We start from the raw sequence: 12,810 nt of genomic DNA, 5'->3' as shown, positions 1-12,810 counted from the left end.
CGCCGAATTGCTTTATCACATCCGTGGTGCCTTCACCGTCTGCACAAGCTGTTCCATTGCCTGATCTACCGTAATACGCTCCGCACGTGTTCTGGCGCTTAGGCGCACACGATGCCCTAACACATCACGCAATACCTTTTGTACATCTGCGGCAGTCACGAAATCACGTCCGGCAATCATCGCCATCGCACGTGAGATACGAAGCAATGCGATCGTTGCACGCGGACTCGCTCCCATCTCAAACAGATCATTTTTTCTAGTCTCTTCCACCAGATCTACAATATAATCATAAATACTGTCATGCACAAATATCGTTTCCGATATGCTTCGAAGCGCACACAATTCTTCTGCTGACAATACCGGCTGAACTTTGGATAACAGATCGGCTGATTCGCCCTTCAAAATTGCCACAGCATCCTGATGTTCCGGATACCCCATTGAAACACAGATCATAAAACGATCCAGCTGAGATTCCGGCAACATCTGCGTTCCTGATGATCCCAGTGGATTTTCTGTTGCGATGACCACAAAGGGATTCGGCAGCGGCCTGGTTACACCATCTACCGTCGCATGATTCTCCTCCATAACCTCAAGCAAAGCAGACTGTGTTTTGGGAGAGGTTCGATTGATCTCATCTGCCAAAAACAGATTACAAAACACGGCTCCTGGGCGGTATACAAACTGCCGGCTCCCCGCGTCATACATCGAAAATCCCAGAATATCACTTGGCAAAACATCCGGTGTAAACTGCACACGCTTATAGTTCATGGACAGTGCTTTTGCAAACGTTGTCGCAAGCGTTGTCTTGCCAACGCCCGGAATATCTTCCATCAATATATGGCCGCCACTGATGATCGCTGCAAGAACCCGCTCTACCACGTTTTCTTTACCTCGGATCACCTGATTGACTTCCCGCTGTATCCGTTCCAGCTTATCCTGTATCTGCTTTTGATCCACGCGTTCCCCTCCTTTGTCCTGTACACAATTCTGTTATACGCTATTTGTCAGCCTTTTATCTGACCTTTCAGATAATCAATTGCCTTTTGCATCTGATTATCCGGTTTAAGCTTCCCATTTTTATCCTTCTGCCCCACCGTCGACTTATCCAATTCCACTTTAATATCCGGCTCAAGTCCGGTTCCATGAATATTACGGCCGCTCGGCGTATAATATTTCGACGTTGTCATTTTCAACGCCGATCCATCCTGCAAGTCAAAGATCGTCTGTACAATCCCTTTACCAAACGTCTTGGTCCCGATCAATTTTGCTTTCTTTTTATCCTGCAGCGCCCCGGAAAACACTTCCGATGCACTTGCCGAATTGCCATTGACTAACACAGCCATCGGCACAGAAACATGTTTAACATCTTCCGCATAGAATTTCTCTGAAACGCCTTGTTTATCTTTGGTATAAACCACCATCCCCTTAGACATAACACGGTCTAGCATCGAAACTGCGGATTTGAGCAATCCTCCACCATTATCACGCAGATCTAAAATAAGTGCCTCCATTTTTTCCTTTTCTAAGGCATTAACTGCTGCGGAAAACTGATTTGGCGTCACTTCTTCAAATCCCGTGATCTGAATATAACCAATCTTGTCATTTAACATAGTATAGGAAACCGTGTCTTCCTGAATTTTAGCTCTTTTCACCGAAAACGTCAGGTAATCGTTTTCCCCGGAACGAACGATCGTCAGTTTGACTTTAGATCCCTCTTCACCCTTGATCTGCGCTAACACCGCTGAAAGATCCTTGCCGGAAACCCGCTCGTCATTGATCGCATAAATAATATCTCCCGCTTTCAATCCCGCTTTTTCTGCCGGACTGTTTTTCATCGGCTTAACGATCGTTATCGCACCTGTGTCCGTATTTTGGGTCACATATGCGCCAATCCCATAGAATGTACCACTAGTCTTCTCCATGATCTCCGCATATTCTTCTGCCGTATAATATTCTGCATAATCATCTCCCAGTCCATTCACGATTCCTTTGTATATAGAATTTTCCATCTTATCTTTATCGATGTCATCCAAATAGTACGCATCTATATATTTCTCAATCGTGGAAGCCTTTTGTTTAACTTCCCGCTTCATCGTACTATCTTGATCTGTGCGATTCCAAGCTGCACCGAGGTCGATGTAACCACCGAATTGACCTATGGTCAACGCAACCACCAGCATCATCGATGTGGTAAGCATTCCACACAAAAAACCTTTCAAAAATCGCTTCATTCTGTCTCCATTTCTTTTACTATCTTGATACATAATTTAATGGGTTCACATAGGATCCATTCGCATATACCGCAAAGTGCAAGTGCGGTCCGGTAGAGATTCCTGTAGAGCCGGACAATGCAATCGTCTGTCCTCTGGTGACTTTCTCTCCCACAGATACCCGCAGGGAAGAGTTGTGCATATAGTATGTATAAACGCCATCTCCATGATAAATTGCCACAAAATTACCCGCTGAAGCGGAATAGGTTGCTGTCACAACGGTTCCTGCCTTCGCTGCACGCACAATTGTTCCGGTCGGCGTCGCAATATCAATTCCTTTGTGATACGTGCTCGCTCCGGCTGTCGGCGCCGTTCTCGGGCCAAAACCGCAGCTGATCCGTCCTGCCGTTGCTAACGGCCAAATAAATCCTGATGTGCTCACCGCATTACTAGACGGTGTTTGATCTGTGGTCGTATCAGTGCCGTTAGGACCTTTGCCAGAAGGCGATGATTTTTGTGCTGCTTCTTCTGCCGCAATTTCCTGGCGTTTTTTCGCCAACAAACTCTCCACTTGATTTTCCTGTGCCGCAATCTTCGCATCATACGTGCTAATAGAAGATTCCGAATCTGCAATCAGATTGTTGTATTTTGTCAACTGCCCTTTCTTTTTACTGATCAATTGTTTCACGGATTGTTTTTCAAAAGAAAGCGTCTCTTTCGTTGCTACTAACTCATCTTTCTTTGCCTGCTTATTTTTCTTCGTTTTGGTAAGTTTTTGCTTGGTAGACTCATACTCTCCATACATCTTCTGATCATATTCGCTGATCTTACTGATATATTCGAGATGATTGTACATTTCAGACAAACTGCTGGATCCGGCTAACAACTCCAAATACCCGGAAGTACCGTCCTCATACATATATTTTATGCGCTCTTTCATCGTCTCATACTGACTAGACATCTTTGCAGTTGCCTGCGCCTCCTGAAGCAGTAATTCATCGATGTCAGACTGCACTAACTGAATCTGTTCTTCGTTAGACTTTACCTTATCCGTCAACGTGTCCATCTTTTTGTCCAACGTTGAAATATACTGTAAAATATTGCCCTTCTTGCTCTCACTGCTCGAAAGAGTTTCCTTTAACTCCGTCCGCTCCTTTTCAAGCTGCTCTCGTTTCTTGTTGGCTGCATCGATCTGCCCCTGCGTTGTTTCCGACTGTGTTGCCGCCTGCACTACCCGTGTCAGTGCAACCCCCGGATTGTCCAAAAATACTCCGCTTCCAATGCAGACCGCTCCTGTAAGCCACAGGCCAACCCCTGCTGCGATCCATTTATTTCGCTTTCTCATCTGCAATCACCCCGCCTTTCTGCTTTCGCTACTCATGCAAATGTTTTCTGACTGACAATGCACTTCCGATAAAACCAATTCCTACTCCAACTAAGAGCGACATCGGTATCAAGGTTGCAAACTCTTTCGATGGAGCCACAAAGGTTAGCCATTGTGACAATGCCGAAAAATGTTCTAATACAAATTGGATCACTCTCTCGTACAATACCCACAATACTATGATCGGAATGATCGCTCCAATCAAACCAATAACCAATCCCTCGACCAAAAATGGTGCACGAATAAAACCATCGGTTGCACCGATCATTTTGATGATCGAAATCTCATCCTTGCGCACGCGGATACCCGTCGCGACCGCATTATTGATCAGGAACACTGAGACAAGCAACAGCAATCCTATGATCGTTGCCGATACATAGGCAACAAGCATATTAGCACTGCTCAGGCTCTTTGCCACAGTGCTCGATCCGTTTACCTTACGGATTCCCTTCATTTCCTTGATCTGCTTAGACACTTTCGCCTGCTTTGATACTCTTGTCAGAGTGATCTCAAACGACGCTGAATCCTGCAACGGATTTTCATCACCAAAAGTATCCTCCAAATTTTCTTTTCCCTGATACATTTCTTTTTGAAACTTTTTCCATGCTTCTGTCGGAGAAATATAATCCACCGTCTCCACGCCATCTAACTTACGGATCTGCTCTCCCAGCGAATCAATTTCTTCCGGTTCGATCCCACTGTCAAAAAACACCGTCAAACCGACATTACTCTCCACATTGTACATCATGTGCTGGAAATTGCTAAGCAGCGCATAGAACAACCCCAGTAAAAACAGACAGATTGCAATCGTTCCAATCGCTACTAAGGAGAAGATTTTATTTTGTACAATATTTTTGAACCCTTGTTTGATACCGTATCCTAGTGTTTTCATTGCACATATCCTCCCTGTATCTGATCGCTGATAATAACGCCCTCGTGAAGAGTGACAACACGCTTTTGCATTTGATTCACGATCTCATTATTGTGGGTAACGACCATAACCGTCGTACCAAGCCGGTTCATATCTTCCAACAGCGCCATAATATCCCATGAATTTTGTGGATCCAGATTTCCTGTTGGCTCATCTGCCAGCAATACCGACGGACGGTTTACCATTGCACGCGCGATTGCAACTCTCTGCTGCTCACCACCGGACAATTCTCTCGGATAGACGTCCGCACGATCCTGCAGACCTACCAATTGCAGCATACCACGCACATTTTTTTCGATACGGTCCTTATCCACGCCGATCACCTGTTGCGCCAATGCCACATTTTCAAACACGTTACGATCATCCAGCAAACGAAACTCTTGAAATACTACACCTAATTTACGGCGATAATATGGCATTCTTTTGCGTTTCATCTCTGTGAGGCTATTGCCCCCCACCTGTATTTCACCAGCCTGTAGAGGGATCTCTCCGAGCAATGATTTGATCAAAGTAGACTTTCCAGAGCCACTGCTTCCTACTACAAATACAAACTCACCTTTTTCCACTTTCAGGTTACAGTTTTTCAATGCCTCTGTTCCTGTATTATAAACAACATCCACCCCCGATAAACAGATCAGCGGTCCTGTCCATTCCTCTTTCCTCTTTGCTCTTTTTCTCACTATGATACCTCTTTTCTGCGTACATTTGAACGCATGCTTTCTGCTAATGTTTTCTATGTGCTTTATCTAATGCTTTTGCCCATAATTGCTCTACAAAAACAATATCAGTATACAACATTTTGTCGTATTGCGCTACAGGCATTATACCCTCTCCCCAAAGTTAGACCTAGAAGTCTAACGATTGAATGTAGGTACACCTTGACGATTGACCCTTTTTATTTTAGAACAAGGTGATACTTATCGTGATACTCCCAACCTTGCCATGAGTGCTTCTTGTAAGACCTTTGATACATTAATATGTGATCTCTCTGCTTCTTGATTTAACCAATTAGGTAATGTTACGTTACGACGCACTGTTTTGTTATCCAACATTCGTCGATAAACTTCAAGATCAACATCCACTAAAGATACAACACTTGTGCCCTCTCCCCCAAATGTACCTTTGGAAACATCAACATCTGTCATATTAGAGGCTTTTGAAATTTCTTTTCCCTCGTCCTGTGCCTCGATACAACTTATACCAATCGCATCTCTTGCCATCATAATAGCATCTGCCAAGGAACTTTTTGCCTTGCCTTCTTCGTTTGACTCTGTCAAAATTCCTAAGTCCGGCACTTCAATCAATATATTTGTATCTACATCTGTAAATATAACCGGATATGCTACTTTCATATGCTCAACCTCCATCTTTATATAATAAATGCATTATATTGAGACTGGGAGATTATTTTAATCCCCATTTTCTCAATACTGCTTTTGCCAGTCTCTCATTTACCTCTTTATGCCTTGGTATTACTTCCTCATCATTCCCTCTTTGATAAACATCATGGTCTCCTCCATGTCTGACAAGGTGAAATCCGGCATTTTTGAGTTTTTTCACAAGATCTCTTTGTTTCATATTTCCCCCCTTTAATCACATTATACACACTGCATACACATTTTTCAATATGAATGTGTAAATAATACACATTTTGATCAAAATACCAAAAAGCCCTAGAAATGATAACCATTTCCAGGGCTTTCCACATGCATTCACTAATTAATATTCAAAATTTTCCATATACTTCATATATTTCACGACCATCAGCGCAATCTTGAAAGTAATCGCATCATCAAATACACGCAGATCAAGTCCGGTGCTCTTCTGCAGCTTATCCAAACGATACACTAACGTATTACGATGAATATACAACTGTCTGGAAGTCTCTGATACATTCAAGCTGTTCTCAAAGAATTTATTGATCGTAGCAATGGTCTCCTCGTCAAAATCGTCTGGCGATTTGTCACCAAATATTTCTTTGATAAACATTTTACAAAGCGGCATTGGAAGCTGATAGATCAAACGGCCAATACCTAAGCTGCTATACGCAATGACGTTGCGGTCGCTGTAAAAAATCTTTCCAACGTCTAACGCCATTTTAGCTTCTTTATAAGAACGCGACACATCCTTGATCTCATTTACCATCGTGCCATAGGATACGTGCACCATTGTCATAGCTTCCGTGTTCAACATATCTAAGATGACTTTTGCAGTTTTCTCCATATCATCATAATCTTCGTTCGGTTTCACTTCCTTCACGACAATGATGTTCTTTTCATCAACCTGCGTGATGAAGTCCTTGGATTTGCTGGAAAATAATCCTTTGACCGTCTCCAATGCGTTGGTGTCCTTCTCATTCTTTGTCTCGATCAAAAATACAACGCGGCGCACAGATGCTTCGATATGTAACTTCTTCGCACGATTGTAAATATCAACCAACAACAGATTATCCAACAATAAGTTCTTGATAAAATTATCTTTATCGTAGCGCTCTTTGTAGGCAACCAGCAAATTTTGAATTTCAAAAGCCGCCAATTTACCAACCATATATACATCGTCGCTGTCGCCCTTGGCTAACACTACATATTCTAATTGGTGATCATCAAAGACCTTGAAAAATTGATATCCCTGAAGCACCTGACTATCTGCAGGCGAATTAACGAACGCCATTACAGCCTCTTCATATTCCTCTACATTATCTATCGTAGTGGCAAGCGCTTTCCCCTCCGTATCCATTACACAAATATCTACGCGCGTAATATTCTTCATTCCTTCGATATTTGTCTGCAACACCTGATTTGCAATCATATTTACCTCCGCTGCTTCTCGAGTAAGTGCTATCTATCTGCAACGACTTACCCGTTCTTTAGAAAGTTTCCCTTTCTAATATCCCCAATAACATATACTAAATTATAGCATGAAATTTGTAAAAAGTAAATAAAACAGGCATTGTAGATACAATGCCTGTCTTAGATAGTTTATTATGAGAATTTTAACAAATCTTCTAACATTAAGGACTAGTTTGTAATGGTTCTCTCTGTCTCTTTGTCGAATACATGAATCTTAGCAGGATCCAATGCAATCTTGATCGTATCGCCAGGACGAGCTGTTGTACGAGGATTTACACGAACTGTGATATCGAATCCCTCGACAGTGAAGTATAAGAATACTTCTGCACCAAGCATCTCGTATACCTTAACAGTTGCATCAAGTACATTGTCAGATCCACCGTTAACAAAGATCTCCTCATCTTTGATATCCTCTGGACGAATACCAAGTACGACTTCTTTACCAATGTATCCACCTTCAACAAGTCTGGCAGCTTTCTGCTCAGGAAGCTTAATTGCATAAGAACCAAATGCAAGCTTAACATCTTCGCCTTCCTGAATTGCTACAGCGTCGATGAAGTTCATCTGTGGTGAACCAATGAAACCAGCTACGAACAAGTTACATGGTTTTGTATAAAGATCGATTGGAGTAGCAACCTGCTGCATTACACCATCTTTCATAACAACGATACGAGTACCCAATGTAAGAGCCTCTGTCTGGTCATGTGTTACGTAGATGATCGTAGCTTCCAATCTCTGATGGATCTTAGAAATCTCGATACGCATCTGTACACGAAGTTTTGCATCCAAGTTGGAAAGTGGCTCATCCATCAAGAATACCTTAGGGTTACGAACGATTGCACGACCCATGGCAACACGCTGTCTCTGACCACCGGATAAAGCCTTTGGCTTACGGTCTAACAAATGCTCGATGTCAAGGATTCTTGCTGCATCATGTACTAACTTATCGATCTTCTCCTTAGGAGTCTTTCTTAACTTCAGACCGAATGCCATGTTGTCATATACTGACATATGTGGATACAGAGCGTAGTTCTGGAATACCATTGCGATATCACGATCCTTAGGCTCTACATCATTTACTAAATTATTACCGATCCAAAGCTCACCCTCTGTGATCTCTTCCAAACCAGCGATCATACGAAGTGTAGTAGATTTACCACAACCTGAAGGTCCTACGAAGATGATGAACTCCTTATCTGCGATGTCCAGATTAAAATTCTTTACTGCAACGAATCCGTTTGGATATGTTTTGCAGATGTTTTTCAAAGATAAACTTGCCATTAATATGTCCTCCTGTTTGTCAATTAATTTATCTTGTAAGGGAATAACTCCTCTCACATAACCTGTAAAATATAATACACCAAACAGAATTTTTTGACCATGGCACGAATTGCCAAAGAAAGTTTTCGCTTTTTGTGCAAAGTGTATAGAATGAGATTTTTTCATTGCTTTTGCCAAAAAATCTACGGCTATTTTGTTGTTTTTCTGTGCAATTTGAACAGTTTTTTGCCATCTGCTGACATGCCGAGAGCTGTCGAATCAAATCCTTCACCCAAAACTTCTCTCGCTTCCGTGATTATGACAAATGCTGACGTGTCATGTTTTCGCACCGCCTGCAGAAGCTGTCCCGTCTGTCTTTTGCCTATGACACACAGCAACACAGGGCGCTCCTGTCCGCTATACACTCCCTTTGCTTTGATCTGTGTCACTCCGCGATTTAACGATGTCATGATCTCCTCCGCTATATCCTGCCATTTCTTTGAAATAACTAAGATCTGTTTGCTTTGCGTCATGCCGGACAGGATCGCGTCCATTACCTTCGAAGAAACAAAAACGGCTGCTGTTGCATAAATCGCCTTATCGACACCAAAATAAAATGCTCCGGCAACAATGATCACTGAATCAATGACAAACAACGCATTTGCCACAGAGATATGCGGATAATACGTGCAGATCAGGCTCCCCAGCAGATCTGTTCCACCGGTAGAATATCCTGTTGCAAATACCAGACCAATACCGGCGCCGGTCAGTACACCGCCAACAATAGCAGCCATCACAAAATCTCCCTCTGCCACCGGCTGCTCCGGTATCGCATACAACATTGCCGAAAATATGAGGTTGGCAATGAATGATTTCATGATAAATCGATGCCCTTTTTCAAAAATTCCCCATACAAAAACCGGAATATTTAACAACAGATTTATGCTCCAAACAGCCATCGGAATTCCGGCATATTCATACAGCATATGCGACAGCAGGATAGCAAGCCCTGAAAAGCCCCCCGGCACCATCCCCATTGGACTGTATACCATATTGACCGCCAATGCCATCATACCTGTTCCAATGACAAATGCCGGTAATTCCCTCCACCAAAATCGTTTTCCAAACATACTTGCGTCTCATCCCCTCGATCATCCAATCCAATTCATTCAAAAAGAGGATAACCTATCATTGGTTATCCTCTCTTACTTCAAATATCTTTTTCATCTGATTTATTATTATATTGCACAACTTTCTTTCGAAATATACGTGCTTGAACATCTTTTTTGACCGATTGCTGGCGAACCAGTTTCTCATACAGCGGTTCCAAATGAAGTTTCTTGACCCACTCCGGCGCTTCTTTTTCCTCAGCCAAGATCAAGCTCACCACACCGCCGATCGCTACGCACAGACGCGCATGCAGCAATGGCAAATGCTCCATGATCCAAATTTCCTGCGGCCCGGTCTCTAAATCTACCAACAAAATATCCGGCGTATGATTGTTGATCTCATTGATCAGCGCTGCGGCCTCCATATCCGGATCATACACAACACTTCCTGATAATCGAAGCCCCGGCTGCATACGTTTGCACCAAGTTTCCAATTGTTCTACTTCCGTGCTGCTCTTTCCTATTATATATACGCTTTGATCTTTTTTCTGAAGATTTTCTAACATAATGCCAAAGCTTTTACAGCTGACTACCATTCCACCAGCTTCCAGCACTTCAACATGATGTGCACTAAGCAGTGCCTCCTCACCAGGCAGGATCAAATCCGCCTGCTCGATCACTTCACGATACGACTCCTCCCCCATTGCCTTATCTAACAGCTCCGTCGACGCAAATAATATCACATCTAACTTATCGTCCGAAAGATATTCATTCATTTTCTGGACAAAGACATCATTCGTCATCATATCAATGTCAATATCCAGCACTTTTACTGAAGCGTGCATCGTTTCGTTATACCATCCTTGCTACTGATTTGCATCAGCGGTACCCAGAATAATCTCGATATCATATCCTTGATCCACCATACCAACGGTTACCTGTGGATTTTTGAAATATTTCTTCAAATCCTCTCCTTGACCATCTTCTTTAACAATAATCTTTGTCTGTGTCAAGGTCTCTTTAGTATAATCCCCTACTTGAGGTACAGTATACCCCTTCTTCTGTAATTTCTGCTGTGTCTTACCGGCCAGTCCGGCAATCTTACTGCCGTTGAGCAGAATTATCTTAAGTCCTTTGGAACTTACTGCTTTCTTACCGCTCTTTGGCTTTGGCGTCGTATTACTGCTTGCTGCAGGCGACGTTGTCGCTTTTTGCGTTGTCGTAAGATCCTGAGCCGCTGTATATGGCACTTCGTTATTGATCAGACCTTTGAAAAACTTCTTGGCAGCCTTTGTATCTACAACAAACACCTTACCATCGTAGCTTCCCGGACATCCCCAATAATGGAAATAGTCCACATTCATCTGCTCATAACTTTGAATATAACCAATCTTGTTCGTCACTGTCAGATTGGAAGTCACGCGATCATACTGTGATTTGATAAAATCCGCAATCTTCGATTCATCACCATTCAGATCTTTAAGCTGCTGCACATACGCATCGCTGGCACAAGAAATCTTCATCTTTGTCTTGGCTCCGGATGGCTCCGGCGATGCAGAGGCAACCGGTGATGCGGTCTGTTCTACATCCACAGTCTTTTTGTAACTAACCTTTACTTTGACTTCCTGATAATGGTTGTTATATGTTTCCTCATCCAAAACCGTATAATAGCTTAAACTTGTTCCGATCATCTTTTCCACGATCAACGAACCGTATCCATACGCTTGCTGTTCATCTGCAAAATACTGTTTCAGCTTGCTGATACGCATGATCTGCGGAATATTCTCACTTATAGTACATAGTTTGCGATACATTGTTGTCGGAATTGTATAATCGTTCTTTGTTGGTATTGTAACATAATCCAAATTATTCGTCTTAGTATTACATATTTCAACCATCATATGTGTGATCTGATCTTTTTCATTACATACATAGATTAAGTTTTTAGAAATATCCTCTGTCTTCGCCTCCTTAATGATCTCCTTAATACTATCCTTATCCGTATTCACGTTAGTCGCATTTTTCGATAGGAAGTGATAGGATATTTTGTAACTGCCAAATCCAACGGCGATCAAAATGCAAATTCCCAGGATAGACTTGCCCAAATTAATAGCAAATACTTTCCAAATATTATTCTTAGTACCCTTCATGCTTGTTTTCTCCTTTTCCCACTAATCGTCGCATATCTATGCGCTGCTATCAAACCCCCAGCTTTCATTACACAAACATTCAAACTATTATAACAAATCTTTTTACCCCTGTAAAGTATATTGCCATTATGCTATACTACTTTTATCACAGATAAATTTTACACGAAATGAGGTTAGTATGAATACAACCAAAACAGCTATAGTAACCGGAGCATCTCATGGGATCGGTCAGATGACCGCCCTAAAACTTGCAGCGGCAGGCTACGACCTTGCCATCTGCTGTCAAAAAGACATGACAGCGCTCTCTGCTGTTGCAAAGCAGATTACCGCTAACGGCCGCAACTGTCTTGCGATGCAGTGCGATGTTGGCGACAGTGCTCAAGTAGCAGATTTTTTTTCACAAATACAGATCACATACCCACATATTGATCTGCTCATCAACAACGCAGGTATCTCCTATGTTGGTTTACTGCAGGATATGTCAGACGATGAATGGACTGCCATTGTAAATAGCAATCTGTCCTCTGTATTCTACAGTTGTCGTGCTGTCATTCCGACCATGCTCGCCCAACAATATGGCAAAATTATAAACATCACGTCTGTTTGGGGCGAAATAGGAGCCTCCACCGAAGTTGCTTACTCTGCAACGAAAGGCGGTGTCTGTGCTTTCACCAAAGCCTTGGCAAAAGAACTCGGTCCCAGTCACATTACTGTCAACGCAGTCTCCTGTGGTTTTATCGATACCCGGATGAATGGACAGCTTTCCGACGACGAGCGCAGCTCTCTGTTTGAGGAAATCCCTGTCGGCCGACCGGCTTCTGCCGAAGAAACCGCTGACTTTATTGTACAAGTCGCTCAAAGCGGAGAATACCTGACCGGCCAGGTGCTGCGTTTTGATGGCGGTTGGATATGATCCA

Annotated in this window: 13 protein-coding genes; 1 reads left to right on the top strand and 12 read right to left on the bottom strand. The window is 42.7% G+C overall.

All coding sequences use genetic code 11. From position 1 onward, the window contains the following. Nucleotides 1-15: 15 nt before the first annotated feature. The 12 genes from ACSAJE_RS11745 to ACSAJE_RS11690 all read right to left on the bottom strand — a co-directional run bounded on the left by ACSAJE_RS11745 (nucleotide 16) and on the right by ACSAJE_RS11690 (nucleotide 11,893). Nucleotides 16-957 (bottom strand): AAA family ATPase, encoded by a 942-nt coding sequence (locus ACSAJE_RS11745; RefSeq protein ID WP_458009172.1) that lies wholly within the window; start codon nucleotides 955-957, stop codon nucleotides 16-18. A 47-nt stretch (nucleotides 958-1,004) separates the two neighbouring features. Beyond that, the gene (locus ACSAJE_RS11740) at nucleotides 1,005-2,231 is read right to left on the bottom strand and encodes a S41 family peptidase (protein ID WP_458009171.1); all 1,227 of its coding nucleotides are present in this window, start codon (nucleotides 2,229-2,231) and stop codon (nucleotides 1,005-1,007) included. Nucleotides 2,232-2,250: 19 nt separating this feature from the next. After that, the gene (locus ACSAJE_RS11735; RefSeq protein ID WP_279221309.1) at nucleotides 2,251-3,555 is read right to left on the bottom strand and encodes a murein hydrolase activator EnvC family protein; all 1,305 of its coding nucleotides are present in this window, start codon (nucleotides 3,553-3,555) and stop codon (nucleotides 2,251-2,253) included. A 28-nt stretch (nucleotides 3,556-3,583) separates the two neighbouring features. Next, the gene (gene ftsX, locus ACSAJE_RS11730; RefSeq protein ID WP_118691309.1) at nucleotides 3,584-4,486 is read right to left on the bottom strand and encodes a permease-like cell division protein FtsX; all 903 of its coding nucleotides are present in this window, start codon (nucleotides 4,484-4,486) and stop codon (nucleotides 3,584-3,586) included. Further along, entirely contained in the window at nucleotides 4,483-5,163 is a 681-nt protein-coding gene (gene ftsE / locus ACSAJE_RS11725; RefSeq protein WP_118507781.1) for a cell division ATP-binding protein FtsE, read from the bottom strand. The genes ftsX and ftsE overlap by 4 nt, the downstream gene beginning before the upstream one ends. A 279-nt stretch (nucleotides 5,164-5,442) precedes the next feature. Next, nucleotides 5,443-5,877 carry a type II toxin-antitoxin system HicB family antitoxin gene (locus ACSAJE_RS11720; protein ID WP_118691310.1) on the bottom strand — a complete coding sequence of 145 codons (435 nt, stop codon included), beginning with the start codon at nucleotides 5,875-5,877 and terminating at the stop codon, nucleotides 5,443-5,445. A 52-nt stretch (nucleotides 5,878-5,929) separates the two neighbouring features. Next, on the bottom strand, nucleotides 5,930-6,103 hold the full coding sequence (locus ACSAJE_RS11715; RefSeq protein WP_118691311.1) for a type II toxin-antitoxin system HicA family toxin: 174 nt from the start codon (nucleotides 6,101-6,103) through the stop codon (nucleotides 5,930-5,932). A 141-nt stretch (nucleotides 6,104-6,244) separates the two neighbouring features. After that, nucleotides 6,245-7,333: a PucR family transcriptional regulator gene (locus ACSAJE_RS11710; protein ID WP_022024697.1), complete on the bottom strand. Its 1,089-nt coding sequence runs from the start codon at nucleotides 7,331-7,333 to the stop codon at nucleotides 6,245-6,247. Nucleotides 7,334-7,542: 209 nt separating this feature from the next. Beyond that, nucleotides 7,543-8,655: an ABC transporter ATP-binding protein gene (locus ACSAJE_RS11705; RefSeq protein ID WP_118691312.1), complete on the bottom strand. Its 1,113-nt coding sequence runs from the start codon at nucleotides 8,653-8,655 to the stop codon at nucleotides 7,543-7,545. Nucleotides 8,656-8,843: 188 nt separating this feature from the next. Continuing rightward, nucleotides 8,844-9,764: a YitT family protein gene (locus ACSAJE_RS11700; RefSeq protein WP_458009170.1), complete on the bottom strand. Its 921-nt coding sequence runs from the start codon at nucleotides 9,762-9,764 to the stop codon at nucleotides 8,844-8,846. 80 nt (nucleotides 9,765-9,844) lie between these two features. Then, nucleotides 9,845-10,588: a WecB/TagA/CpsF family glycosyltransferase gene (locus ACSAJE_RS11695; RefSeq protein ID WP_118508054.1), complete on the bottom strand. Its 744-nt coding sequence runs from the start codon at nucleotides 10,586-10,588 to the stop codon at nucleotides 9,845-9,847. Between the two features lie 21 nt (nucleotides 10,589-10,609). Next, nucleotides 10,610-11,893: a LytR C-terminal domain-containing protein gene (locus ACSAJE_RS11690; RefSeq protein WP_022024701.1), complete on the bottom strand. Its 1,284-nt coding sequence runs from the start codon at nucleotides 11,891-11,893 to the stop codon at nucleotides 10,610-10,612. 178 nt (nucleotides 11,894-12,071) lie between these two features. On the opposite strand from ACSAJE_RS11690, the gene ymfI reads away from it, so the two are divergent. Then, entirely contained in the window at nucleotides 12,072-12,806 is a 735-nt protein-coding gene (gene ymfI / locus ACSAJE_RS11685) for an elongation factor P 5-aminopentanone reductase (protein ID WP_458009169.1), read from the top strand. Nucleotides 12,807-12,810 lie beyond the last annotated feature (4 nt).

Source organism: Jutongia sp. SJQ-6 (assembly GCF_054161275.1).
This window is presented reverse-complemented; position numbering and strand designations above follow the sequence as displayed.

Excerpts from the sequence above, each read along its gene's own strand:
- ACSAJE_RS11740 (WP_458009171.1), bottom strand. The coding sequence starts at position 2,231 with ATGAAGCGATTTTTGAAAGGTTTTTTGTGTGGAATGCTTACCACATCG.
- ACSAJE_RS11735 (WP_279221309.1), bottom strand. The coding sequence starts at position 3,555 with ATGAGAAAGCGAAATAAATGGATCGCAGCAGGGGTTGGCCTGTGGCTT.
- ftsX (WP_118691309.1), bottom strand. The coding sequence starts at position 4,486 with ATGAAAACACTAGGATACGGTATCAAACAAGGGTTCAAAAATATTGTA.
- ACSAJE_RS11720 (WP_118691310.1), bottom strand. The coding sequence starts at position 5,877 with ATGAAAGTAGCATATCCGGTTATATTTACAGATGTAGATACAAATATA.
- ACSAJE_RS11715 (WP_118691311.1), bottom strand. The coding sequence starts at position 6,103 with ATGAAACAAAGAGATCTTGTGAAAAAACTCAAAAATGCCGGATTTCAC.
- ACSAJE_RS11710 (WP_022024697.1), bottom strand. The coding sequence starts at position 7,333 with ATGATTGCAAATCAGGTGTTGCAGACAAATATCGAAGGAATGAAGAAT.
- ACSAJE_RS11705 (WP_118691312.1), bottom strand. The coding sequence starts at position 8,655 with ATGGCAAGTTTATCTTTGAAAAACATCTGCAAAACATATCCAAACGGA.
- ACSAJE_RS11700 (WP_458009170.1), bottom strand. The coding sequence starts at position 9,764 with ATGTTTGGAAAACGATTTTGGTGGAGGGAATTACCGGCATTTGTCATT.
- ACSAJE_RS11695 (WP_118508054.1), bottom strand. The coding sequence starts at position 10,588 with ATGCACGCTTCAGTAAAAGTGCTGGATATTGACATTGATATGATGACG.
- ACSAJE_RS11690 (WP_022024701.1), bottom strand. The coding sequence starts at position 11,893 with ATGAAGGGTACTAAGAATAATATTTGGAAAGTATTTGCTATTAATTTG.
- ymfI (WP_458009169.1), top strand. The coding sequence starts at position 12,072 with ATGAATACAACCAAAACAGCTATAGTAACCGGAGCATCTCATGGGATC.